Below are 24,987 nucleotides of genomic sequence, written 5' to 3'. Positions count from 1 at the left end.
CGACTTGTGGATAAAGGTTCGTATAAACAGTTGGCGTATCGGCATGAAAAAATAGCAGGAAAAATTCCGCTTAAGGAGCAACCATCATGAAAAAAAGCCGAAATAACAGGAAAATTTCCTGCTATTCCCTCAAAAAATACCAAAATAAACGATTTTTCCCTCCATAAGCGGAAAATCTTCCGTTATTTTCCCTAAAAGGGAGTCCGTTGAGGAGATAACAGGAAAAATTCCGCTTAAGGGTGAGAGATGGTTGGATCAAAATAGGGTCTTGTAGTAGAAATTTAGACAAAACGGAAACCGGTTGGATTCTTGAAGGCTAATTTGCGTTTCACTCGATTTTTTTGTATGAGGAAAATCGAAGGTCTTGCGTTAATACAAAAATAGAGAAAGGTGAATTTAAAGCTAGTTATGTCAAAGCCTCTTTAATTCATGATGATTGACGTTTCACTTCCACCTCACACTGTTTCTCCAATGGCTTGATAACAGCAGACATATCTTCATTCCCTAGCCCTTTAGCAATCGCATGAAAAAATACATCCTCAGCATGATCCCCTAATTTATGTTTGATCCCCGTTTGGGAAAATAGTTCATTTGCCAATTTTACATCCTTATGAACATATTTTACGGCACCACCAGGCTGAAATTGTCGTTCAAGGACGTATTGCTCCATATGGCGCTCAAGCATACGACTATTGCCATAGCTTACTCTTAACAATTGATATAACTGCTCAGCATCCAACCCGAAAGATACTCCAGCAACCATTGCTTCTGATGCAGCGGTAGTGTGAACGGCGACAAGGTATTGATTAATCAGTTTGGCCGCACTTCCAGATCCTGATTTCCCTAAATATTCAATCGTTTTTCCGAACTGTTTAAACAATGGCAACACTTTTTCGAAGGATTCAGCATCACCACCAACCATAATCGTTAATGCCCCTTGTTCAACTCCTTCTGGCCCGCCACTCACTGGCGCATCAAGATACGATATTCCTTTTTCGCGAGCAACCTGATAAATCATCTGACTTGTTTTCATGCCCACGGTCGAAAAATCGATACAAATAGCTCCCTTATTAGCATTCGGGATCACATGATCGAGAAATACTCGCTCACAATCTTTTGGCATTGACAGACAACAACAAATAATATCACAGTCTTTTGATAAGCTAGCAATATCCTCTGCCATTTCTGCTCCCATCGCCACTAAAGGAACTGTCTTTTCTACCGTGCGATTATACACCGTAACTTCATAACCACCCTGCAAAAGCTTGATCGCAATGCGCGAACCCATAACTCCTAAGCCAATAAATCCAATTTTCATAGACTTGCTCCTTCTCTCGATGATCCCAACCAAGAAAAACTATCCTCACTTCTAGCTTTAGGAAAATACTCTAAACCTACATATCCAGCATAGCCACTTGATTGGATATGTTGAAAAATGTTCCCATAATGAATTTCACCTGTTCCCGGTTCATGTCTCCCCGGACAATCTGCAATTTGCACATGACCAATTGTATGTAAATGTTGTTGAAAGTTGGATAGCAAATCATCATGCATATTCTGTACATGGTAAAAATCATATTGTAGCTTAACATTTGGTAAATTCATTTCATCGATTATGTTAAGGGTATCCTGTAAGGACGAGAGAAAATAACCTGGCATATCGATAGCATTGATTGGCTCGATCAAAAGAACAAGGCCATGCTCTGCCATCTTTTTAGCAGCATAAGCCATATTCTTTATATATGTCTTTTTTGCTTCCTCATAAAGGCAAGCTTCAGGGACAATTCCAGCCATACAATGTATACGTTCTACCTTTAACCTTTTTGCATATGCTATTGACTGTTCAACTGCCGTCTTAAACTCAGCCTCTCTTTTTTTATCCACCGCCAAGCCCCTGTCGCCGGCTTCCCAGTTCCCAGCTGGACAATTAATTAATGTCATCGAAAGTTTGTTTTCCCTTAACTTTGCCTCAATTTCCTCTATTGCATAATCATAAGGAAATTGACATTCGACATATTGAAACCTTGCTTCCTTTGCTTTCTTAAAACGGTCCAAAAAGGGAACTTCAGTGAAAATGGTTGATAAATTAACAGAAAAACGCATTCTTGTTCCTCCTTACGACTCTGTTCTTTCTAATTTCTACATTTGTCAGTGAATCCCTTTTTCTAAAAGGTTCTTTTTTGAAAAACATGATTGCTTTTGGAAAGCCATAAGAAACAAACTGCCTGATTTAGGGAGCGAAAAGTGTCGTCGCACACTGCATGTATAGCCATAACCGTGATATAAGGGTAAAAACCGTTTTCTCAGTTTTTATAAATTACCTACAAAAAAAGCAAAAAGAGAAAAATAAATAGAGCTGCAAATTCACAGCTCTACTTCTATTCATTATTGATTTGCGATAACTTTGATAAGTTGATCCTCCACTTGCTTTCCTTTATGTTCGTCTAAAAGATTGTTCATGATGATCGAAAAAATAAGCGGTTCACCACTTCCTGTTTTCGTGTATCCTGAAATTGAAGTAACGGTCGTTAATGTACCAGTTTTAGCCTGAACCTGTAACTCAGCCATTCGCTTCCTCAACGTACCACCAATCATTTTTGATTTTTTCCCTGCAACAGGTAATGATTCGTAGTAAGTTGAAAACCATGGCTTGTTTTGAATGACATATAAAAGTTTCGATAGCTCATTTGTTGTGACAAGATCAATCTGAGAAATACCAGAACCATCACGGATCATAAGTGTTTTCGTATTAATCCCGAATTTCTTGAGTTCTTCATTAAGTACTTTTATTCCCTCTTGCCAACTTCCTTTTCCAAATCTTTGTTTTCCTATCTCCTTTATAAGGACTTCAGCATGAACATTATTACTCAGCTTCATAAATGGTACTAATAGTTTTGATAAAGGGATAGATGAGTGACTAGCGATGATTTTCCCAGAATCGCATTGCCCTCTTTGTACTTTCCCATAAAAGGTGATTCCTTGTGTTTTTAACCCTTGCTTAAACAGGTCAAGAGCATATCCGGTTGGCTCCCAAACGGCTATATATTCTTTTTTTCTAGGTGTAGCGATCGGAAGCATCCCTTCTAAAATCAAATTATTACTACCATGCTCTCGTTCCATGTGAAAATAAGCTTTTCCTTCAGGTGAAACCGTCGATAAGCGATTTATAATTTTGACGTAATCGTTCTGTGGCTTTAGTTCAATCCGTGCTTTATCGCCAATATTTTTGCCCGGTTTAATTTCTACTATGACAGACCCTGTATCAAAATCTGCATTAGGTGTCGCCGTTAATGCTGATATTTGAGCACCATAATAATGGTCCTCGTCAGTCCAAATCATATCTTGAGACAAGCGCACATCATCATACCATGTATCATCGCCAATAAGATTTCCTTCTATTTTTCTAATTCCTTTTTCCTTCAATTGTGAGGCCAGCGCTTGAAAGTCCTCTGCCTTAAGTGTTGGGTCACCTTTCCCAACTAAATATACATTTCCCTTTAGTGTATTCCCTTGCATAACACCATCGGTACGCACCTCTGTTTTAAAGATATGATGTTCACCTAATACTGAAAGGGCAGCAGCAGCCGTAAACAACTTCATATTTGAGGCTGGTCTTAAACGAGTATCACCATTAAATTGATACAGCATTTCCCCTGTTTTCCCTGAGCGAATACTCATTCCAACTATAGCCCCCTTTAAGGCAGGTTCATTATTGATAATTGATTGAAGTTCTTGTTCCAAAGTATCAGCATTCAGACTATGCGGAAAGAGACTAATAAATAGGAAAATGAATAAGGCTATTTTGATTTTCAATGGCTTCACATCCCATAATCGAATTGTTCCTTAGTAATTTACCCAGAGATGAAAAAATAATAAAAACCTGTATCCAATTTGATACAGGTTTTCCTAGTATTAATGTATAGCTGATTTAAATTTGCCGCCATGAGCTTCATGCGTATCCATGATTGTTATGAATGCATTCGGGTCGATGTCAAAAATCATACTCTTTAACTTTGCAACTTCCAAACGGGTTACGACAACATAAATGACCTCTTTTTCTTTATCATGATAGCCACCTTTCCCATACAGTCTAGTAACACCACGACCAAGCCTTTGACCGATTGTTTCTGACAATTCTTCGTATTCGTCAGATACAATGATTGCCGCTTTCGTTTCATTAAGAATCCCTTGTGAAACCCCATCAATCGCCTTTGAAGCAATATAATAGGTTAGGATTGAATACATTGCCTGTTCCCAGCCAAGGACAAAGCCTGCCCAACCGAAAATAAAGACATTGACAAACATGACAAACTCACCAACTGAAAAAGGGAGTTTCTTCGTAAGAAGTATACCTAATATTTCGGTGCCATCAAGGGCTCCTCCAGCTCGAACGACAATTCCCACCCCAGCACCAAGGAGCAAACCTCCAAATACGGTGGCGAGCAGTGGGACTGTTGTGAATGCCTCGACATGATGGAGTAACTGTTCGAAAATAGAAAGAGATATAATTCCGACGAGAGACGAAATAAAGAAGCTCTTTCCAATATACTTATACCCCGCATATAAAAATGGGAGGTTAATAACGAGAATAAGTATTCCAAAATTAATCCCTGTTAAATAGTTGGTTAACAACGAAACACCAATGACTCCGCCATCAATGATTTTATTTGGTACTAAAAACAGCTCAATTGAGATTGCTGCAAATGCCGCTCCAATGACGATCATAATATAGCGGAAAATAAGACGTTTTAAACCTGTTTTCTTATGCGCTTTTGCCAAACAATAACACCTCTTATGTAGTTATATTCTTCCATCAAAATTAATCGAATAATCCTATTTTCTTACAAAGAGGTAAATTGTTCAAGCAATTACCCTAGATTTTTTCCTCTACCAACGGTCATAGCGTCTCTCGTGGCAAAAATCGCATATTGGAAAAGAATGCTCCCATGGTAAAGTCTTCCCACAACTTCTACATTTCTTCTTCATTTTCTTTACTTCAGTTTTTATCGATTCATGAACGGCATCACTTAACTCTTCCCGTACTTTTTCCCAATAATGTGCTTCAAGTCTTTTATCAAGACGATACAAAAACAATAAATGTAGTCCGATTGCTTTATACGACAATTCCTGTTCTTCTAAATTACGTTTTTTAATGACTGGTTCTGGTAATTCTGCCCCTTCTATAATCGCAAACATTGTGTCTCGCCACTGGTGAATTAAACCTTGATCCTTTGTTGAAAATGGCAAATGTAAAAATCCATACATATCCATCATGGAGAGTCGGGCTTCCACTTCAGTTCCACGAATGACATGATAAAGCTCTCTTTCCTGTGAAAGACTTGCTTTTTCTGTACCTTGTGGGCTTTCGAATTTTCCCCAGAGTTCAAAAAATATTTCAAGCTCACGATAATATTTTTGAAATCGTTCAAACACAGATGCCGTCGGTGCAATTGCAAATGATGCTACGGGCTGATCTTCCATTTTGAGTAAATTCTTCATCACTTTAATATCAGAGCTAAACGCAACCTTTCCTACGTCATATAACCCTTTTCGCCCAGCTCTCCCTGCGATTTGCTTCACCTCCTGAGAAGTAAGCCTTCTTCTTTTCGTACCATCAAACTTTTCCGATTCTAAAAAGACGATACGCCGAATCGGTAAATTTAATCCCATTCCGATTGCATCTGTTGAGACAATTACTTTCGTTTCACCATCAATAAAGCGTTGCATTTCTTTTTTTCTTGTTTCTGGCGGCATGCTTCCGTAAATGACACTAACGGTAAAGCCAGAATTTTGTAGTCTTGATGCCGTTTCAAGCACTCGCTTTCGTGAAAAACAGACTAATGCATCACCTTTTTTCGTATGTTCAAGACTGAAAAGGCGCTTCTCCACCTGTAATGGGATGTCTCGACTATACTCTCTTATTTCTATATTTGCATTGCCTAGAAGCTCGCAAACTATTTCTTTTAAGCTTTTGCTTCCAACAATATGAACCTCTCGTGCATTTGCTTTCGTGATCGCTTTATACCAAGAAAAACCTCGATCCTTATCAGCAATCATTTGTGCTTCATCAATAACGACTACATCAAAATATTCACTCTCATGAAACATTTCAACCGTACAAGAAAAGTGCTTTGCATCTACTGTTAGTTTTTCTTCTTCACCTGTTTTTAATGTACAAGGTACTCCATCAGCATTTAATTTGTCATATACTTCTAAGGCTAAAAGTCGTAAAGGAGCTAAATAAAGTCCGCTTGCGCCGTTTTTCATCTGCTCTAAAGCATGATGCGTTTTTCCAGTATTCGTGTCACCTATATGAAGCACATAGCGAATATTACTCCCTAGTTGTGGCAGATATTCTTGTCCAAAAATTTCATCAATCCTACGCTCCTCTTCTTCTTCTTTTCTTCTTAATGCAGCTAACTCTTCTTCCTTCCTTTTATCTCTCTGCGCCAAATCATCCATGAGGATTTGCTCATGCCTGTCAGGATCAAATGGCACAGCAGCCAAAGTTAGTAGATCATCTACATATTCTTCTTTTATTAAGTTAAAAAAATCGAGTGTGATTTCAGGTAATTCTTCACTTAATAATTCTTCAATTTCCGCCAATTTTATCGACTTTGCACTCTTTCTTTTAGCTCCATTTAGAAACTTCTCATCGATCTCTCCAAAGATGAAGGCAGGCACTTTGTCATACACACTTTCACGAACAAATTGTTCAAAAATAGTATGATACGTCTCATATTGATAGAGATATCTCCCTTTGTATCTCGTTTTTTTGAGATCACCGGTTAATTCCTCTAGAAAAGTATTTAATGTGGAGTAATCTCCTGCATGAAAATGACCTATATTGCGAAGGGGAATTTCAAGTGAGAACAGTTCAAGTTTTTCATACTTCGATTGCGTTCTAATGATTTTTACAAGGTTAGTAGCAATGTAATAACGGGTATGTAAATAAAAAAGTTGATAATTGTCAGTTAAACTTTCATCAACAATTGCGTCTATTTTCTGCCACAGTTTCATTTGTTCTTCCTGACTTAACTTTTTCTCTTCTTCAGCCAAGAATTGTTCCCGTGCTTTTTTATAAATTTCATTCCATTCCTCTACATCATCAAATCTTTCTTGAACCCACGACCATACGTCAAAAGGTTGATATTCGCGGATCTCTTGGCGAAAAGAGTGATTGATGAACTTCCGATCAACTCCCTCGACTTCGTATCCTAAATTTTCTAGCCACTCCATTTTCTCCCTTCTTGGGATCTGATTAGATGCTTTATTTAACCATACATTGAGCCAAATTTGAGCCAAATAATTCTTTCGCTCAACAAGAAATTGTTCAATGGAAGGTACCCGCTCCTTACTTCCAAGGTAGCGATATACATCCTCCCAAACCTTGCTCTTTGTATGTTCAATGGCCGCTGGATGTAACGCTTCTAAATGTGACATTTACTCTCTCCTTTAATGAACTTAACAATATCTTTCCACAATACACAAACAAATTTAACGCTTTCTTGCATAAGTTTATAGAAACAAGTTATTTATGTAGGATCTTTTCTCAAACATTGTAGCGATTAATCATAAAATCAATTAGATAACCCTTATTTATACTGACAAGCAAAAAACAACAGAGAAAAGGGCTTTCTTATTCCATCCGTGGTATTGTGCTACGTATAAATCGGAATGGTCGGCATTAGGACCATTCGAAAAATCACAACCGTACGAAAACATCCTTTATGAAAGGACAGATACTTTTGAATCACTTACTGTTTCAAAACCTTCAAGAAAAAGAAATGTCCTTTGAACAAGTCTTCGAACGAATTTTAAAGTTTATGAAATTGAATCCTCGTGGTAATTACCGTTTAATGATTGGCACTGATTCACAGGTACATCATGATTATACCCTTTTTATTACAGGAATCGTCATTCAAAATGAGGGGAAAGGTGCGTGGGCATGTATCCGAAGAGTATATATTCGCAGAAGAATGGAACATTTACATGAAAGAATCTCAAAGGAAACATCTTTAACAGAGGAAGTAGTAGCCTTGTTTACTGAAGACAGGAAGAATAACATGATCGATATTATTCTCCCCTTTATCTACCAAGGGGCTACGTTCTCAATGGAAGGTCACATTGATATCGGTGCGGGCAAGCGTAATAAAACACGCATTTACGTAGAAGAAATGGTGGCAAGAATAGAATCACTTGGGCTAGAACCGAAAATCAAGCCAAACTCTTTTGTCGCATCAAGTTATGCCAATCGTTATACGAAATAGGGATAAAAGTCGAAGTTTATCAAATAGTAACGAAATATTAGAAAGATTCTCATCCTTTATGTAACTTTTTGTATTATACTTATGTTAGGAAAAGTAACATGAAGGAGGGGTCTTAATGCTCTTTTTTAAAAAGAATGTAAAAGAGAATGAAATGGAGCAAGTTAACGAGCTAGATCTCCATATTGATGGGCAAATCCAAGTAGCTGTTGACCAATTAAATGGAGTAGTCGAACAAGTAAAAATCGCCACAAAGGAACTAGAGCAAACTTCTGATTCGAGTAAAGATAGTACTAGTCAATTACTAGCTCACAGTGAAAAAACAGTTAGTTATACGATGCAAGTAGCAGAGAAAATGCAAACCATTGAGTCTTCAGCATTAAATATATCTGCTTCCTCCGAAGAGATATTTTCTAAAGCAAGCGCCTCACAGGACGATTTAAATATTTCTTGGAACTCATTTCATGCTTTACAAAAAAAATTCGAGGAATTAAGTCAAAGTCATAACACGCTACTACAACAAATGAATCACCTTGTGAAATTTTCTGAGAAAATCCACGAAATTGTACATACAATCGGGTCGATTTCACAAAAGACAAAAATACTAGCATTGAATGCTACCATTGAAGCTGCAAGAGCCGGAGAACATGGAAGAGGTTTTTCTGTCGTGGCAAACGAAGTTGGCGAACTAGCGAATCAAACTTCACTAGCTGTAGAAGAAACGAGAGAAAACTTAAATCTAATACAGGAAGAAATTAAGATTTCAACACAAATGGTTGAAAACGAGACCGAAGAAGTCAAGGTAGGTACATTAGAGTTACGAAATATCTTAAACTATATGGAATCTTTCAAAGGAAATTTAACACAAATAACAAAGATGGTATCAGACTCAACTACAGCAGTTGGCGAACAGTCTGAGAATATTCAAGAGATTGTTCAATTGCTTGAACGCATTACCGAACTTTCGGTCGAAACAAAGGATGGTGTTTTGCGAGTCAATCATGATATGGATGCCCAACATGAAAACGTCAAACAAATGTTAACGATTAGTGATTCGTTAATGAGTACATCCACTGAACTGGAAAGCCTTGTCCATCATAATGAAAACTCAACAAAAATTGTCGATATTTCCGTCATCGAAAAAACGAGAAATAATCTAGACCAGATCCTAAAAAGCGATGAAATTCAATCAATGAATGCAGATAGCCATCAATCAATCTTTGATGAAACGCTTCATAAATTTCAAGATCTAGAAGCGCTTTGGAGCAATAACCTAGACGGAACCTTTGTCTATTCAAATCCGCCAGCTGGTCTCGTCAACGCAAAGGCACGTCCGTGGTTTACTCAAGCACTATCAGGTCAACCATATGTTTCTGAGGTTTATATTTCTGCACTAACAAAGAAGTCTTGTATCACCCTTTCTTTCCCCATTTATAAGGATGAAAGTTTAGTAGGTGTGCTTGGTGCTGATATTGCTATAAGTTAAGCAACATGAGAGGAGCAGTTAAAGCTCCTCCTCTTTATTGATAAACAAAATACAGTTTAGATTCGACGATTTTTTCGTTCGTAAACTTTTCCCAGACCGTTTGATAGAATTGTATTTGGCTGCTATAGAAATCACTTAGCTTTTGAAAATCTTCGTAATGTGTTGGTCTGTCTGTTTTATAATCGACAATCACCCAGCCAGCTTTTGTTTTATATACTAAGTCGATCACGCCTTTCATGATCATCTTTTCTGCTTCAGCATTTTCAAACCATTGATACAACGGCTCATCTTTCAATACCAATCCAGCGAATGGGATTTCAGCATGAACTTCATCAGCTGTCATTAAATCTTGCCAAATGCTAGAGTTTTGGAATTTACGAACAATCTCAATCAGTTCATCCTCTTTATTTAATGGCAATTGATATTTATGGAGAATGGATTGAATAAAACGTGTCACATCGTAGCCCTTCACACTCTTTTCTAACACTTCGTGCACGATGGTTCCCCATTCTAAACCTCCACCTTCTACTCTTTCAATTGTAGAAACAGTCGCATAATCCTTTTCCTTTGTTGGACTCCAATAATCATACGTTTTCTTCTTCCCTTCTTCCAACCATGCTGAAATTGAGCTCGTTTTCTCCAAATACTCATCGAGATTAACGACTTCTGTAGCATTATTCTTCAATTCTTCCATCTCGCCTGTTTCAATTTCTTCGATAGTATCCAACCCCAACAACATATTCCAAGGATTTTTACTATTATTCTTTGCACTAGAACTAAGAATAAGGGTTTGCTCCGCTCTTGTTGCAGCTACATAAATAATACGTACTTCTTCCTCTGTTAAATAGAGAATCTCTTTTTCCTTCAGTTCTTTCCATCCTATCGGTAAAGCAACTTCATGGTCTTGAAAACCTTTTCGAATGGAAAAAGTGATATATCCTTCAGAATAATAACCTTCTCTTTTAATATGTTTCTTTACAAATGCTTCTGGCTTTACAGCTTTTGCAGGATGGGCAAGGAACACAACTGGTGCTTCAAGTCCTTTTGCTTTATGAACATTCATGACACGGACAGCATCTGCTTCTTCTTCTATATTTAAAACAACGGTTTTTTCAAGCACAAAACGACTTAATTGCTCAAAAATTTCTTTAAAGGTTGTTTGACCAGCTGATTCGTACTTGCGTAAAGAAGAAATTATTTGGATTAAGCTTTTATATGTCCGCTTACTGCGATTATTTTTTATTAATAGCGGATAGAATCCGACATCCTCGATCATTTTTTCGATTGCCACCGTTGGGGAAAAACTTCTAACCCAGTTTTGATACATACGGAGCTTACGAAACGTCTTATCAAATTTACTTTTTATAGGAAGTGGTAACCCCTCTGGGATATGGCTGTACATTGAAAATTGTCCTTTTCCCTTTTTCCACTGGTACAAGTCATTGTCACTAAAACCAAAAAATACCCCTCTTAGTACTGCTACTAAATTTAATGAATCAGATGGATCGACAAAAGCCTTTAATAATGTTCTTAATTCTTGAAACTCCTTTGTTTCGCCAATGATCACTTCGCCACTAATACTGACTGGAATATGTAACGCTTCAATTGCTTCAGCATATTTCTCAATCCCGTCATTATATCTTGTCAATACCATAAAATCCTTCGCTTTATAGCCTTGTTTGAGTTGCTCTTGAATGCAATAGGCTATATTATGAGCATCTGCAGCAATGATTTCATCTTTCTTCGAGTATTCTGAAGCAACGACCAACTTCTTAATTCCAGTCCACCTTTTTCCATCATCTTGATGATAAGAATTCAAAGGACGAAATGCAGCTTGAAAAGGCGTTTCCTGTTCTGGTAGGTAGGTTTGAAACACTAGATTTAACTGATTGGTAATACAATCAAGGGTTCGGAAATTCATCGTTAACTGCAATACTTCTCCACCGTGAGCGACGATTAACTCTTTGACACGATTATAAGTATCAATATCTGCCCGTCTAAAGCGATATATTGCTTGTTTCGGATCTCCTACCACAAATAGTGTTCCAGCCCTCGGCTTGCATTTACTCCATACCTTCTCATGGATATCCTCGCCTGTTAAATAAAACATTAACTCAGCTTGAACGGGATCCGTGTCTTGAAACTCATCTACAAGCAAAAAACGATATTTTTCTTGAAAATAACTTCGAACATCACTATTCGCTTGAAGTAACGCAGTTGCTCTAATTAGTAGATCCTGAAAATTAAGAAGAGATCTTTCATTCTTAATCTTTGTATATTCATTTATAGCCCCTTGTAAAAAACTTGTAATAATGGGGTGGCTATATTCCTTCCATGCTTGGATTTGCGGCTTTATCAGGTCATCGAAGGTAGCGGATATTTTCTCCTCATAAAACTTAGCATCTTCTTTAGAATCCCACCGGTTTTGCGTTGCCTTCAGCTTCTTATCAAATAGGGCAAGAACTGCTAACAGGTCCTTTTCCTTCTCTACATCGATAAACCGCTCTTTTTGAACTGCCTGTAAAAGGGCTTTCTGTAGCGAATCATATCCTTTTTCAGGTTCTCTTTCAGGGATCGCTTTTTTCGCCTCCTTAACAAGCCTCATAAACGTTTCAAATGGTGTTTTCAAGTCCGGTTTTGCGAGATCCGATGCCGTTATCCAATTGACATCAGGGTAGTCCTTCATATCTCTTAAACATTGAAAAAGTTCATCCACCGCAATCCCTAATTTATCAATAGCATCCATTTGTTCAGGGTTATTCTCTTCAATTTCAGCTAAATACACTCTCCACGCTTCATCTAGAAGTTCTAGGTCTTCAGTCTCTTCTAATTCTTTAAATGAAAGATCGATGTTGGCCTCTATCGGTCTTTCACGAAGAAGTTGGGCGCAAAAAGAATGAACAGTCCCTAAAAAACAACGCTCGATATTTTGTAAGGCTTCTGACAAAAGAACTCTCTTGTCTTCATTCTCTTCCTGTCTCCAGCTCTTTTCTAATTCAGACTGAAAACGAACCTTCAATTCATCAGCAGCCTTTCTTGTGAAAGTAATTGCGACCATTTGTTCAATTTTACTTGTACCGGTATAAATAAGATTGACCATCCGCTCCACTAAACTTGTTGTTTTTCCAGAGCCTGCACCAGCTTCAACAAGAAAATTAGTATGAAATTGATTCTTGATTTTATCACGGGAAGATTGATCGACAATTATTTTACTCATAGGCTTTCACCCCCAAATAACGTTTCAAAGATTCCTTGCTGTTATCAGTTTGTTTCATTTCGAGTACATCTGAATCATAGAACTGACGTCGACAAACAGATTGGAAATCACAAAACTTACAGTCATTTACATCATTCGTCATCGCAAAAGTTCCAGTCCTTAATAAATCTATTAATCGTTCCAATATATCGAGCCCATTTTCCCGCACTACCTGATCCTGTTTGCGAACAACTCGTGCTGCCATTCCTTTTACTGTAGGAAAATAATAAGCACTCTCTTGTACTTTTCCTTCTTCAAGGTCTAGATGTTGTTCAATTGCTAAGGCATAAAGCATATGCTGCAGCTGCCGTCCACCTTTAAATATTTGGTTGTTTTTGTAGTCATATGTACTTCCTGTTTTGTAATCGATAATGTGATAATACCCGTCCGCTGATTGATCCACTCTGTCAATTTTTCCAGCAACATGAATGGTAGCCCCTGAAGGCAGGGTCAATACTGCAGGTTCTTGTCCATCTAAACCAAAACTGTATTCAAAATGTAAAGGGTTATAAAACTGACAGTGGGCTTCTTCTTCTTTTAAAAAGATGTTGCAGCAGTCTAGTATATCCTTTACCTCTTTATTAAAAATTCGTTCATTTGGCGGTGGAATGATCTCTCTTTGCCTTTGAATGAGTATATTGGCTAATTCTTGTAATAACTGCTCGTGCTTTTGAACCGATGGAGTTTCACCTGGAATTGCCTTATAAAACCCTTCAAAAATACTATGAAGAAGGCTCCCACGCGTTGCTGGATCTAACCATTTATACGGATGAAAGGCAAATTCCTCAACCGGACGGATTCCTAGTACATCGTGGAGATAGTAGGCATAAGAACACTTCGCAAGCAATTCAAGCTTAGCCGCAGATACTTGATTCTTTTTATTAAGTCTCGGATCATACACATCCTCATCAATTTGAATCAATCCGTCATATTCTGTGAACTGAGGCTCAAGACGTGACTTTTCAGCTTCAAGGCCATTCAATAAATTCTCATAATGTTCCAAAAGTGATAGATCAACATCTTTCGGATCGTCAAGCACAAGCTTTTGAAACCAGTAATCCTTTTTTTCCATGATATCTTCGCTTATTAAAGAAGCACTAAATGTCTTCAACTCCTTAAAGTCAGCCTCTATGTTCCCCGTTGAATATCGATAGCATTGGAGGAAAAGATGAGCAGGACTTACCGAGCGATTATCATTCACATCAAAATGACAATAGCTGACCGTTACTTCACCTTTTGCATGAGCCAAAAGCTGAAGCATTACATAAAGATTCTCTTGTCCAGAATTCCTTAAGATCGGAATATTCCTCCCGATACGAAGACGTTCTTCATCCAATAAAAGGGGATCCTCTTTTGCTCCACCTGGAAAATGGCGATTATTTAGTCCAACAATATAGATATTTTCTCGATTCCCATAAACCCCATTTCGGTATAAAGAAGCATGAAGATGGTTGGGCTTTGGTTTTGATTGTTGAATACGTACGGATTGAAGTAAATCATTAACTCGCTCAAATACTTCATATATGGAGAGGTTATCATTCGTAAATGGTACAACTTGTTCAAAAACTTCTAACAAGGCTGTTTTTCCAGCGTCATCATGTAATTGCCCTTTGATTGTACAGTAAGATTTAAGCATAAAAGCTAGGCCACGAAGACAATTTTCATAATTCATCCGCTCGCCAAAATCAGGCAAATGTTTAAATATCGTTTGAATCCACTTCAATAACCACGTTAGCTCATTAAGTCTAACTTTCAAATATTCATTCTGTTCTTCTTCAGATATTCTCTGATACTTGAGTCGGTTTATTTCATCCTCAAGTATCAACATGTATCGTTCTTTCCCCCAACCAATATTTAAATCTCTTAAATAGCGAATGATTTTTGTTTTTTTAGGGGCATTCTCTTCAAAGTCCAGTAGACCTTCTTGCAAGATTTCAACTAGAGATTGAACGCTATAGTTTGTTCTAATCCACGTTACGAGTCCACTCATTAATCGTCCAGGTCGACTAATATGTATAGGCAATCCTTCTCCAAAGGTGATCGGAATTTGTTGCGTTTGGGATAAATGAGAAAGAAGCGTAACATAGGCATCTCTATTGGTGTAATAGATGACGGTTTCATCTAAATTTGCACTTGACGCTTTGATTCTTCTCAATACTTCTTTCAATTCTAATTCTTCTGTCTTCGCTGTAAAGCAATTAAGGTTGGGAACACCCTTTGCATTCTCTAGATCGTATAAGTAACTAAGAGAAGTGCTTTCCCCCCAACTAGTTGATTGTAGGTTTGATTTTTCAGGCAGATTGAGTCCACGAACAAGATCCACCGAAAGCTTAGACGTGTTTTCTGAAAGAATACGACGAAGGAATTCCTCTTCTAGAAGTGTTAAAGACAAGTTTGATTGAAGAAAAAAGACGATATCATCCCTTTGTTTCACATAATTTAAGGCCATTTGAAAAATGTTTACTTTGTCCTTCCGATCCGTTCCAACTAGATAGGATTCATACTTAGCAAGAATCGCATGTAGATCTGTAGCCTTATCTTTGCTAATAAAGGAATCAAAGGGGAAATTTTCATTGGAATAACCAGAAAATCGAAGCGTCATTATTGTCGAGTAGATCGACTTAGTGAAGGAAGGTGTAATCTCGATTTTAGAAAAATAATTTAGTCTATTCTCATCTTTTAACTCTTTTAATAAAGTGTACAAAATTTGCTCTGCCACAACCGGCTCAATCATGTTCCAATCAGTAAGGGTATTCATTTCAACGATTTCTTGTGCTAAATCATACACGGTTCTAATTTTTAAGTTTATTGCTGGAAAACCTTCAGAAATATAAACTTCTAAAATTTGTTCCCCCACTTGATATGTATCAACCACCATAATCTTCTCGTTAAGAGGATAATTCGCACAACCTTGGTATAGGGATTTTACGACTGATTTCATAACTACCTCCTACTTAAAAATGCTTCAAATAAATAGTTCGTTTTTCAATGTTCAATTCCCTCTTTTGTTTCAATATTTGTAAGCAATTTAATGAAAATCAAGGCGAATTTTTGCTATTTTCCACTGCTAAAAAAGTAGTATAACCACTTTCTTTGGCGAATACATACTTGTTTTGTCAGCTGCAAAGGAAAATTCAGTAAAAGAGAGAATTGATAATCAAAAGGAGGTGAAAACAAGTTGAATACAGGTGCTGTTTCAAAATTATTAGGGGTTTCATCCAGTACTGTGCAAAGATGGGTGAAGCATTTAGGACTGGAAATGGAGCGGAATGAATTTGGGCATTATCAATATACCGAAGCTGATTTAGAGACATTGAACGAATTTAAAGAACAGATTCAAAACGGGGTTCCTATTCAACAAATCCAAGTAAAGAAACAGACTCGTAGAGGTTCCGTAAAACTTCAGAAAGAGCATTACAGCCTTTCAGACAAAGTGAATAAGCTAGAAAGAAGCATAGAAAACAAAGCAGACTCTGTCGTCACCTATCAATTACTACAGCATCGAAGTGAAATTGAAGAATTGAAAGGAGAGATTGAAAAACTAACCAAACAAATCGATGAACTTCACACTTTACTCCACCAACAACCTAGCCACGTTAACGTTCAAACAGAACCCCATCGAGAGTTAAGCAAAAAACAAAAAAAGAAGACTGTATTTCACACCATTTTTGGCTTTTAGGTCCGTCTGTGTTTCTAGGCCTCATAAAATCCACTAGAGATAAAAATCGAACACTTTTCTACTTATGATAAATGAGGTCTCTTATTTAATTTTTGTTTTGTCATTACCTCATATGATTTATCAATAATATCAGCTAGCACATCACCTTTATACACTTTTCCTAGTTTTGTATTTTCCTGATAAAATTCAACAATTTCATCTAACTTCTTTAATGTTTCATGTGAGACTCTGACATTCAATTGACTTCTTGTATTATTAGCCATTTAAATCCTCCTATCAATCTGCTAGCAGACGCTATCTTTTTACTATCACTTTGCTATCTTGTTGCTAGCAGTTTACTATCTAACTGCTATATCTACATATTATCACAGATTTCACCAACTCAAGTCCTAATTTATCGAGAATCTTTCAATAAAATCAAAAAACACTCATAAACTGAAAAATTTAGAGTGTCTGTTATCTATTTTGCTACTATTGATATTTTTTTACGATTTCTTGTAACTTTAACGCTAGGCCCAGATTCCCATCCACTTTTAAGGTACCAGTCATGAATGCCATCGTTGTATTCAAGTCATCTTTCAATAGCTTTGAGAAATTCTTTTCAGAAGTCCGTAACGTAACATTCGCCTCATACCTTTCCCCATCAGCAATTGAAATTCTTCCCCCTTCAATAACAATTTGAAAGGCATCGCTTTCATCTAAACTAATTTGAAAGACGCGATCCTTCTCATCTTGGATATGGTCAGGATTTGAGTTTATTTTCTCAACAAAATGATTCAATTCTTCTCTCACTGACATAAGTGTCGCTCCTATCAATCTAATAAATTATAACTATATTATTTCACCTTTTTCGAAATATTTCAAACATATTCTCTATTGAAAAACTTGTGTTTCGCTGAAATTCGTGCTATATTAATTGAGCGATGAGCTGAATTGCGTAAGACGATTTGACATTCCTTATGGAGATGCACTATGTGGAGTGCAGTCATTCGCCGCAATTTTCGAAGAAAAGGACTTCCTTAATGGAAGTCCTTTTCGCTTTTAATTTTACTACTACTAGTAAACACCATATATTTTTGTCCAAAATAATTCGTAACTGTATAAAATACAGCACCTATAAAAACGGCAACCTCTTTTATTGTAAATGGTCCATTAAAACTGAAAAATCCTGCAATAATCGCGCTTAATGAATAGGATACCCAATAACAAGAAAGTACGACGATAATAAAACGAACACCAGCCTTTTTGAGCGCCGCATTACTCTGAAAGGTAAAGGTACGATTAAGAACAAAGCTACATATTGCCCCAACTCCAATACCAAAGAATGTAGCAAGCCAATAATTGAATCCAAACCCCTTTAATAGCACAAAACTCGTAGAAAGACCAACAACTGTATTTACGCAACCAACCAGTAAAAAACGAACAAAAGGGTTAGTTAGAGTTAGATATTTCACCATGATCAAGGAGAATGGATTCATCTTCTATTCCTCCACTCTCTCCTAGATGACCTGCCATCGGAACCGTAAAGGCATCAATATCAACAATATATTTAGGACGACGTTTCACTTCCTTGTAAATTTTTCCAATATATTCCCCGATAAGTCCTACCGCAATGAGTTGAAGACCGCCAATTAACCAAATAGAGGTAATTAATGAGGTCCATCCTATCTCAGTATCTCCAAAGAATTTCAAAGAAAGAAAATAGAGTGCGAATACAAAGCTTCCTAGAAATGAGATCAAACCTATAAACAAGACTGAACGAATTGGCGTAACGGAAAACGACGTAATCCCGTCAAAGGCAAAGGACAGCATTTTCTTAAGTGGATATTTCGTCTTACCAGCTACTCGCTCTTTTCGCTCATAATAGACATTCGTCGAATTAAAGCCAATTAATGGCACGATTCCACGCAAAAATAAATTCATTTCTTCAAATCCTTCAAGCTTTTCAATCGCTCGCTTACTCATTAAACGAAAATCAGCATGATTGTACACTAATTCCACACCCATTGCTCTCATCAATTTATAAAAAGTTTGCGCTGTTGTCCTCTTAAAAATGGTATCCGAATCTCTTTTGTTCCTTACCCCATAAACGATTTCATAACCTTCTTTATATTTTTTGAGAAACTCTTTAATAGCAGCACTATCATCTTGTAAATCAGCATCAATAGAGACAACGCAATCAGATAATTCCTTTGCTTTAAATAATCCAGCTAATAGTGCATTTTGGTGACCAACATTTCTTGATAGCTTTAAACCTCTCACAAATTCATTTTGGATCGTTTCTTTATAAATGAGCGTCCAAGTTTGATCAACACTACCATCGTCGACAAATAAAAGCTTGCTTCTATTGGAAACGAGTCCCTCCTTGACCATTTCGTTCATAACCACTTTTAATTCTTCAAAGGTATAAGGGAGAACCTCTTCTTCGTTATAACAAGGGACGACAATTGTAAGGATTGGTTCGTTCATGTTTACCTCCTAGATGCTTACAATGCTTTGTATAAATAAATCTTCCACGGTGATTGTTTATTTGAAAAGGTTTTATCCAAATGGAGCCTATTTTCAATTGCATTTTCAATAGGGATTGCAGAAAATATGTATTCTCCTCCCATATCTTTAAAAGCCTCGATATTTAACTCTAAATTTTTCAGCTTCTTCTTAGAATGTTTCTTAAACATATAATGCTTTCCTAATTCAGATGAAAATAGATAGCAACGGCCTCCCCATTCATCAAAATACGTTCGGATCGTCTTATTTTTTTCAAGTTCTTTTTCAATTATTCTTCTAAATTGATATTTGTAGGAAAGAGGGTAAAAATTGTTATAAGTATCGAGTGTATAAAAGCCGTTATACTGTGAAATAGCTGGGTGAATACCAATACTCGCAACTCGATAATGATCGACTGGTATCCCAATATGTTCTTTAATCTCATTAAATAACTCTACTGAATAAAACTCTTTTACTGTTGGTTTTCGATGATAGACAATTTCATCATTAAATAGAAAAAGAATAATCAATTGAGTAATGATAAATAAATGGACAACTTTTTTTAAACGAACAATATGCTCTGCCAATAATTTAATAGCGAGTGCAAAACTCACATAAATAACCAGTGGTCTTATAAAGTGAAAGCGAGCGAAATTAAAGGTATCTAGAACATGGAAACGTTCCGTCAACGGTAACCAACCTTTATAGAACCAAAATGCATACCAAGTTGATAAAGCAAAGTTAAGAACGCATAGTGCTGAAAACACTTGTTCTTTTTTCCATAATTTCTTCACTAAAACAATATACAGGGCAAGAAGGATCACAGGTAAAATGACGAGTCCATGAACGGTCATCACATGGGTATGTCCCAATATGAAATTTTTGAATGTAAGACGAATAACTCTCCATAAAGGAAGTCGTGCATGGAAATACTCATCCCGACTATTCGGATCTGTAATCAAGAAAAAAGAACCTACTAATCGATACTCGACTAGTAAATATAGTAAAGTCATATACGCGATCGATATAAAGAAGCGAAGATTTATCCCTCTTCTACGAAATACATCTACAAGCCAGAATATCCCCATAGCAAATAAAAAGAAAAAGAAACCTAATACAAAGCTCGAATAGAATGGCAAAAGTGTCAGTACAGCATAATTACGCCAAACTCTTTCTCCCTTACGTATATTCAAAAATGCCCATAAGGCGAGCGGCATCCCGAGTGTACTCAGCATTCCAGATGGCCAAAATGGAGTGAGGGAAAAAGCTAAAGCTACTCCGATACAAATAGTGAACCATTTACGCTCAGGTAAAAAGTGTTTTTTTAACAGTAGGTACATTCCAAAAAAAGCTATAAATCTTGTTAAGGATTGGCTTAATATGTAAGCAATCATCGTTGGAAACCAGTGATAGAACCAAACAATAACTGTTAATTCAGAGCCTAAAGCATTTCTTGGTAATCCGTTAATCACTTGCGGAATCGTTGAATCTATTGTACCGAACATTTCACCACTGTTTGACAGAACCTTGTACCAAGCTAAATTTGAATCTAAATTATCATGTACTCTAATATGAGCGTTCTCACCTAGAATCAATAGCGGTGACAAATATAAAGTGATGATCGTAAGTGCAAAAATGATTAATCGTCTTTCATTTAATCTCCATCGGCCTTTCATGTTACACCTCAAAACGATATGTGCTGTAACAAATTCTAATCTAATTACATATAGTCTGATTGTTGATAAGATGATCCAGTTTTAGCAAAAGCAATTCTCTTTCCAAAACCCTAGCTTTGTAGGTTTATCGTTTACAAATCATTTGGATACTATTCCAAAATTCATGAAACGAATTACACAAAAAAACCTTCTACTTTGAAGCCAGTAGAAAGTTTTTTGTTAACTTAAGTATCCTTATCGACTTTTCCATCTTGGATGATTTAAGGATATAAATTATCGAACATTTTTTGCATAAAGTGCTGGTCATTGCATTTTGCCGTCTGTAAAACGATGTCCTTTCCTTCTTTTACTTCCTTATCTGCTAAAACCCATTTGTTGGATTCTTTCTTTATAGTTAACATAACATTATTATTGTTAATATCTTTATAGAGAATATAGCCTGTGCTCGGATCATGATTTAATATATACAATCTCTTTTCACCTCGGTATTTACCAGCCATCAATTCTTTTAATGAATCAAACATCTCGTTTTTACCAGTGAGCATTTCGTTCTTCCACAAATCACTTGCCGTGAAATACAATAGATTATTCTCAACTTTATTTTCCAATAAACCAAAGCTTGCTAAAACATCATTATTCACTAAATTGATATACTCAGCTTTCGTTTCCTCAACCATCTTCTTACATTCTTCTGATATCTCGCTTTCTTTAGCATTACTATGTATTGGCTGAAAAAAGAGAAAAAGAATTCCTAAGCAAAACAGGTATTTTTTCACTATTACCACCTCTTTTCTATTATGAGAAAGCAAGTTTTCACTATTCATATTTGCCCGATTTTAGATGTTATGCTTTTGACAATAGTTTTCCACTATTTCTTCAATTAAGCTTGGTTCAGGATACTTACCATTAAAATGAAAGGTGATTTCTTCAATCAATTCCCCGTTTTGATACACATGAATGGCCCCATCTTGATTAATGACACTATATTCTGGCTCAAATCTATACCCGTTTCGATCAATAGCCCCCATATTTTCAACTCCTTTAATTGCTTTAATCTTCGTTTATTATGACACCTTCCTTAGTTAAGCAAGCATTGGTTTCATTTTTTCGTGTTGTTACATAACATAGTGTAGGACACAGTCAAAATTACATTCTTCCCTAACCGCTAATAAACTATAAGTCGGAAGGAAAATATTCAAAGAGGTGAAACAACAATATGTTAAATCAAGAGGTCAACCCTCAAGTATATCTTCCAAAGAAAAAGGTACCGCTCTCTTCCAATCAACAAGTATTTAAGTTGAATTATTTGCAGAATATTCTTGAGGAGCAATCATCAATTAATAAAACATTGACGCATTCAGTTGAAAAAGTGAATCAGTCTCTCAAAAGAAACAATGACAATCATCAAAATACGCTCAATCAAATGAATATGAAGCTTCAGGAACAAGAAAATTTCTCCAATCAACTTAAAGAATACTTAATTCAACAGGAGGAGACAAAGAAACACCTTTTAGAAAGAATTACGACCATCGAGAAAACAAGTATGGCATTAATGGAGAAACTGGAAGCAGACAGTCTTTTAACGGAAGCGATTTTAAATCAGCAATCAACACATGATGATGTCTTATCAAAAATTAACGCTAATATTGAAGAACAAGATTCAGTGGCAGAGCAATTGAAAAAGCATGAAGAGTTGTATGAAGACTTTTCAAAGAAATTGGAGGTTCAAGAGGTGTACCATACAACTGTGATGGAGCGTCTTGATCAACAGGAAGGATTAATCAAAAAAGTAAATGGCGAGTTAGATAATGTAAGATCGATTATATTCGAGAGAACCTCCCATATATTAGAAAAATTAGAGGGCCATTTTAATCGAATTACGAAGCCTATCCAAAGATATTTTATTAATACTGATGTGAAAGATAAAGAGAAAGTTGATAAATAACAGTGAACCCCCTTTCAAAAGTTTTAAGAAAGGGGGTTTTAAGTTCCAGACTTTCGGAACACTCATTATCACATTAAACTGCGTTTAGTTTACAAATATTGACTGCACACGCCTTAAATTCTGCCGTTCCCGAAATGGGATCATACTCATTTAAGGTCAGCACATTGGTTGGAACCTCAGTCCAATGAAAGCTCATAAATACTAGACCAGGTACTACTTGCTCTGTAATTTTCGTTTTTACGGATAGCTTACCTCTTCTTGATTGTACCTCGACTACTTCTCCATCCTTGATTCCTAAAGCCGCTGCATCATCAGGATGTATATCCACAGTCTCTTCCGCTTGTTTGATCTTCACTCCAGGTGCATAATGTCTTGTTTGAGTATGGGTATTATAACTTTCTAACCGTCTTCCGGTAGTTAAGGTAAATGGATAATCTTCATCAGGTTGTTCCATTGGTGGTGTATACGTCACTGGTACAAATGAAGATTTACGTGTGTTTTCATTCGATTGATGGAATCTTTCGTGAAGGATAAATGTCCCTGGGTGCTCCTCATTTGGACATGGATAATGAATCGCATATTCTTTTTCCAAACGACCATACGTGATTCCACCATACATTTCATGAGCTAATAAGCGAACTTCTTCCCATATTTCTTCGCTATTTTGATAATTCATATCATAGCCAAGACGATTTGCTAGATCACATAAGATTTCCCAATCTTCCTTTACATTTGGAGCTGCTTTCACCGCTTCCCTTACACGCTGGATACGCCTATCCGTATTCGTATAGGTTCCCTCAACTTCACCCCATGATTTAGCTGGCAAGACAACATCCGCCTGTTTAGCTGTATCTGTTAAAAAGATATCCTGGACAATAAGTAAATCAAGGTTTTTGAACAACTTTGCTGTATGATTCAAATGTACATCTGCAAGTAAAGGGTTTTCCCCAATAATATACAAAGCTTTAACTTCTCCATTTTCCATCCGTTCAAATGTTCTTGTTTGCGTATCACCAACATTACTATTGATCGTGACGCCCCAATGGTCTTCAAATCTTTTTCGATATTCATCATCAGTGATCGGACGGGCACCTGTAATCATATTCGGCAGACAGCCCATATCTCCTGCTCCCTGAACATTGTTCTGACCTCGTAATGGCATGATTCCATTTCCGAGTTTGCCGATATGACCTGTGAGCAATGCAAGATTCGCAATATCAAAAACATTATTAACACCACAATGGTGCTCGGTAATTCCTAAAGTATAAGCAATCATGGCATTATTAGAGGAGGCATATTCTCTTGCCGTCTCGACAATTTCTAATTCACTCAGACCCGTTATTTTGGATGTATAAGCAGGAGTGAATGGTTTTACTTGAGCTTTTAATTTTTCAAAATCAGACGTATGCTTTTCTACCCATTCTGTATTGAAGAGTTCTTCTTCAATAATGACATGCATCATCCCATTCATTAAAGCAATGTCCGTTCCAACCTCAATTTGAAGATGGCTATGGGCCACTTTTGTCATATCAATTTTCCGAGGATCTATAACGATGATCTTTAAGCCCTGTTTTGCTGCCTTCTTCATTTTGTTCGCAATGATCGGATGGGCTTCTGTTGTATTAGAACCCATTAATAAAAGAACATCCGCTTCTTCAAAATCGTCTAGTGTGTTCGTCGGGGAACCACTGCCAAACATCGTTGCCAGACCGGCAACACTTGGTGCGTGTCATGTTCGGTTACATCCGTCAATATTATTACTGCCAAGAACTGCCCTCATAAATTTTTGTGTTACATAGTTCGATTCATTTGTCGAACGGGCACAAGCGAACATTGAGATGGCGTTTGAACCAAAGTGATCCTTAATATGCGAAAGCTTATCAGCTATATATTGAAGAGCTGTATCCCATGTAGTTTCAACTAACTTTCCTTCTTGACGTATGAGCGGATTTTTCAATCGCTCATCAGCATGTACATATTTATAGGCAAATGCACCCTTTACACAGGTCTGTCCTTTATTAACTGGAGCTTCTTTGTCTCCCCTAATTTTAGTAATGATGTTATCCTTTACTTCTACAAGAAGACCGCAACCTGTTCCACAATAACCGCAAATCGTTTTTACAGTGTTTATCTCTGTAGCTACCATTTCATTCCCTCCTTTTCCCTTACTCTCATTCTAGCGAAAAATCAA

Annotated in this window: 19 protein-coding genes and 1 pseudogene; 4 read left to right on the top strand and 16 right to left on the bottom strand. The window is 36.8% G+C overall.

What is annotated here, in order from left to right:
- Positions 1 to 427: 427 nt before the first annotated feature.
- The 5 genes from AA0X71_RS11325 to AA0X71_RS11305 form a co-directional block, all read right to left on the bottom strand.
- A complete protein-coding gene (locus AA0X71_RS11325) occupies positions 428 to 1,318 on the bottom strand; it encodes an NAD(P)-dependent oxidoreductase (RefSeq protein ID WP_413362167.1) in 891 nt (296 codons plus the stop codon).
- Positions 1,315 to 2,103: a hydroxypyruvate isomerase family protein gene (locus AA0X71_RS11320; RefSeq protein WP_413362165.1), complete on the bottom strand. Its 789-nt coding sequence runs from the start codon at positions 2,101 to 2,103 to the stop codon at positions 1,315 to 1,317. Before AA0X71_RS11320 ends, AA0X71_RS11325 begins: the two co-directional genes overlap by 4 nt.
- Positions 2,104 to 2,385: 282 nt before the next feature.
- Positions 2,386 to 3,813 carry a D-alanyl-D-alanine carboxypeptidase/D-alanyl-D-alanine-endopeptidase gene (gene dacB, locus AA0X71_RS11315; protein WP_413362163.1) on the bottom strand — a complete coding sequence of 476 codons (1,428 nt, stop codon included), beginning with the start codon at positions 3,811 to 3,813 and terminating at the stop codon, positions 2,386 to 2,388.
- Between the two features lie 99 nt (positions 3,814 to 3,912).
- The gene (locus tag AA0X71_RS11310; RefSeq protein WP_413362563.1) at positions 3,913 to 4,725 is read right to left on the bottom strand and encodes a YitT family protein; all 813 of its coding nucleotides are present in this window, start codon (positions 4,723 to 4,725) and stop codon (positions 3,913 to 3,915) included.
- A gap of 162 nt (positions 4,726 to 4,887) precedes the next feature.
- Positions 4,888 to 7,443: a DEAD/DEAH box helicase gene (locus AA0X71_RS11305; protein ID WP_413362161.1), complete on the bottom strand. Its 2,556-nt coding sequence runs from the start codon at positions 7,441 to 7,443 to the stop codon at positions 4,888 to 4,890.
- Positions 7,444 to 7,730: 287 nt separating this feature from the next.
- Here AA0X71_RS11305 and AA0X71_RS11300 point away from each other — a divergent pair, with 287 nt between their 5' ends.
- The gene (locus AA0X71_RS11300; RefSeq protein ID WP_413362159.1) at positions 7,731 to 8,270 is read left to right on the top strand and encodes a ribonuclease H-like YkuK family protein; all 540 of its coding nucleotides are present in this window, start codon (positions 7,731 to 7,733) and stop codon (positions 8,268 to 8,270) included.
- 115 nt (positions 8,271 to 8,385) lie between these two features.
- Positions 8,386 to 9,753 carry a methyl-accepting chemotaxis protein gene (locus tag AA0X71_RS11295; RefSeq protein ID WP_413362157.1) on the top strand — a complete coding sequence of 456 codons (1,368 nt, stop codon included), beginning with the start codon at positions 8,386 to 8,388 and terminating at the stop codon, positions 9,751 to 9,753.
- A 34-nt stretch (positions 9,754 to 9,787) separates the two neighbouring features.
- On the opposite strand, the gene AA0X71_RS11290 is transcribed toward AA0X71_RS11295, so the two are convergent.
- Both AA0X71_RS11290 and AA0X71_RS11285 read right to left on the bottom strand, forming a co-directional pair.
- Positions 9,788 to 12,970, bottom strand: coding sequence for a UvrD-helicase domain-containing protein (locus tag AA0X71_RS11290; protein WP_413362155.1), 3,183 nt, complete (start codon positions 12,968 to 12,970; stop codon positions 9,788 to 9,790).
- Complete coding sequence (locus AA0X71_RS11285) at positions 12,963 to 15,950, bottom strand: PD-(D/E)XK nuclease family protein (protein ID WP_413362153.1); 2,988 nt, start codon at positions 15,948 to 15,950, stop codon at positions 12,963 to 12,965. Before AA0X71_RS11285 ends, AA0X71_RS11290 begins: the two co-directional genes overlap by 8 nt.
- A gap of 237 nt (positions 15,951 to 16,187) precedes the next feature.
- Between AA0X71_RS11285 and AA0X71_RS11280 the strand changes: the two genes are divergently transcribed.
- Positions 16,188 to 16,688: a MerR family transcriptional regulator gene (locus AA0X71_RS11280; protein ID WP_413362151.1), complete on the top strand. Its 501-nt coding sequence runs from the start codon at positions 16,188 to 16,190 to the stop codon at positions 16,686 to 16,688.
- A 62-nt stretch (positions 16,689 to 16,750) separates the two neighbouring features.
- On the opposite strand, the gene AA0X71_RS11275 is transcribed toward AA0X71_RS11280, so the two are convergent.
- From AA0X71_RS11275 to AA0X71_RS11245, 7 genes are all read right to left on the bottom strand, one after another.
- Positions 16,751 to 16,951 (bottom strand): hypothetical protein, encoded by a 201-nt coding sequence (locus AA0X71_RS11275; RefSeq protein WP_413362149.1) that lies wholly within the window; start codon positions 16,949 to 16,951, stop codon positions 16,751 to 16,753.
- Positions 16,952 to 17,159: 208 nt separating this feature from the next.
- Positions 17,160 to 17,486, bottom strand: a complete 327-nt coding sequence (locus AA0X71_RS11270; RefSeq protein WP_413362147.1) for an SCP2 sterol-binding domain-containing protein — start codon at positions 17,484 to 17,486, stop codon at positions 17,160 to 17,162.
- A gap of 221 nt (positions 17,487 to 17,707) precedes the next feature.
- The gene (locus tag AA0X71_RS11265) at positions 17,708 to 18,166 is read right to left on the bottom strand and encodes a GtrA family protein (RefSeq protein ID WP_413362144.1); all 459 of its coding nucleotides are present in this window, start codon (positions 18,164 to 18,166) and stop codon (positions 17,708 to 17,710) included.
- A complete protein-coding gene (locus tag AA0X71_RS11260) occupies positions 18,120 to 19,157 on the bottom strand; it encodes a glycosyltransferase family 2 protein (protein ID WP_413362142.1) in 1,038 nt (345 codons plus the stop codon). Before AA0X71_RS11260 ends, AA0X71_RS11265 begins: the two co-directional genes overlap by 47 nt.
- Positions 19,158 to 19,174: 17 nt before the next feature.
- Positions 19,175 to 20,851 carry a DUF6044 family protein gene (locus AA0X71_RS11255; RefSeq protein WP_413362140.1) on the bottom strand — a complete coding sequence of 559 codons (1,677 nt, stop codon included), beginning with the start codon at positions 20,849 to 20,851 and terminating at the stop codon, positions 19,175 to 19,177.
- 260 nt (positions 20,852 to 21,111) lie between these two features.
- A complete protein-coding gene (locus AA0X71_RS11250) occupies positions 21,112 to 21,627 on the bottom strand; it encodes a hypothetical protein (RefSeq protein ID WP_413362138.1) in 516 nt (171 codons plus the stop codon).
- Between the two features lie 60 nt (positions 21,628 to 21,687).
- The gene (locus tag AA0X71_RS11245) at positions 21,688 to 21,879 is read right to left on the bottom strand and encodes a YbxH family protein (protein ID WP_413362136.1); all 192 of its coding nucleotides are present in this window, start codon (positions 21,877 to 21,879) and stop codon (positions 21,688 to 21,690) included.
- Between the two features lie 188 nt (positions 21,880 to 22,067).
- Here AA0X71_RS11245 and AA0X71_RS11240 point away from each other — a divergent pair, with 188 nt between their 5' ends.
- Positions 22,068 to 22,796, top strand: a complete 729-nt coding sequence (locus AA0X71_RS11240) for a hypothetical protein (RefSeq protein ID WP_413362134.1) — start codon at positions 22,068 to 22,070, stop codon at positions 22,794 to 22,796.
- A gap of 73 nt (positions 22,797 to 22,869) precedes the next feature.
- Here the strand turns inward: AA0X71_RS11240 and fdhF are convergent, their stop codons facing one another.
- Together fdhF and AA0X71_RS11230 are read right to left on the bottom strand one after the other, a co-directional pair.
- The gene (gene fdhF / locus AA0X71_RS11235) at positions 22,870 to 24,753 is read right to left on the bottom strand and encodes a formate dehydrogenase subunit alpha (RefSeq protein ID WP_413362561.1); all 1,884 of its coding nucleotides are present in this window, start codon (positions 24,751 to 24,753) and stop codon (positions 22,870 to 22,872) included.
- 24 nt (positions 24,754 to 24,777) lie between these two features.
- Positions 24,778 to 24,942 (bottom strand): annotated as a pseudogene (locus tag AA0X71_RS11230) (hypothetical protein); the annotation flags it as partial.
- Positions 24,943 to 24,987: the final 45 nt, after the last annotated feature.

Source organism: Robertmurraya phoenicis (assembly GCF_047302285.1).
In the GTDB taxonomy this organism is placed as follows: domain Bacteria; phylum Bacillota; class Bacilli; order Bacillales; family Cytobacillaceae; genus Robertmurraya.
The sequence above is the reverse complement of the archived record's forward strand: the minus strand, read 5'-3'. Positions and strand labels throughout refer to the sequence as shown.

What these genes read in the sequence shown, in the direction of transcription:
- AA0X71_RS11320 (WP_413362165.1), bottom strand. Translation starts at nt 2,103, where the DNA reads ATGCGTTTTTCTGTTAATTTATCAACCATTTTCACTGAAGTTCCCTTT.
- AA0X71_RS11240 (WP_413362134.1), top strand. Translation starts at nt 22,068, where the DNA reads ATGTTAAATCAAGAGGTCAACCCTCAAGTATATCTTCCAAAGAAAAAG.
- AA0X71_RS11260 (WP_413362142.1), bottom strand. Translation starts at nt 19,157, where the DNA reads ATGAACGAACCAATCCTTACAATTGTCGTCCCTTGTTATAACGAAGAA.
- AA0X71_RS11270 (WP_413362147.1), bottom strand. Translation starts at nt 17,486, where the DNA reads ATGTCAGTGAGAGAAGAATTGAATCATTTTGTTGAGAAAATAAACTCA.
- AA0X71_RS11310 (WP_413362563.1), bottom strand. Translation starts at nt 4,725, where the DNA reads ATGATCGTCATTGGAGCGGCATTTGCAGCAATCTCAATTGAGCTGTTT.
- AA0X71_RS11275 (WP_413362149.1), bottom strand. Translation starts at nt 16,951, where the DNA reads ATGGCTAATAATACAAGAAGTCAATTGAATGTCAGAGTCTCACATGAA.
- AA0X71_RS11265 (WP_413362144.1), bottom strand. Translation starts at nt 18,166, where the DNA reads ATGAATCCATTCTCCTTGATCATGGTGAAATATCTAACTCTAACTAAC.
- AA0X71_RS11290 (WP_413362155.1), bottom strand. Translation starts at nt 12,970, where the DNA reads ATGAGTAAAATAATTGTCGATCAATCTTCCCGTGATAAAATCAAGAAT.
- AA0X71_RS11300 (WP_413362159.1), top strand. Translation starts at nt 7,731, where the DNA reads ATGAAAGGACAGATACTTTTGAATCACTTACTGTTTCAAAACCTTCAA.
- AA0X71_RS11245 (WP_413362136.1), bottom strand. Translation starts at nt 21,879, where the DNA reads ATGGGGGCTATTGATCGAAACGGGTATAGATTTGAGCCAGAATATAGT.
- AA0X71_RS11255 (WP_413362140.1), bottom strand. Translation starts at nt 20,851, where the DNA reads ATGAAAGGCCGATGGAGATTAAATGAAAGACGATTAATCATTTTTGCA.
- AA0X71_RS11305 (WP_413362161.1), bottom strand. Translation starts at nt 7,443, where the DNA reads ATGTCACATTTAGAAGCGTTACATCCAGCGGCCATTGAACATACAAAG.
- AA0X71_RS11285 (WP_413362153.1), bottom strand. Translation starts at nt 15,950, where the DNA reads ATGAAATCAGTCGTAAAATCCCTATACCAAGGTTGTGCGAATTATCCT.
- AA0X71_RS11325 (WP_413362167.1), bottom strand. Translation starts at nt 1,318, where the DNA reads ATGAAAATTGGATTTATTGGCTTAGGAGTTATGGGTTCGCGCATTGCG.
- AA0X71_RS11295 (WP_413362157.1), top strand. Translation starts at nt 8,386, where the DNA reads ATGCTCTTTTTTAAAAAGAATGTAAAAGAGAATGAAATGGAGCAAGTT.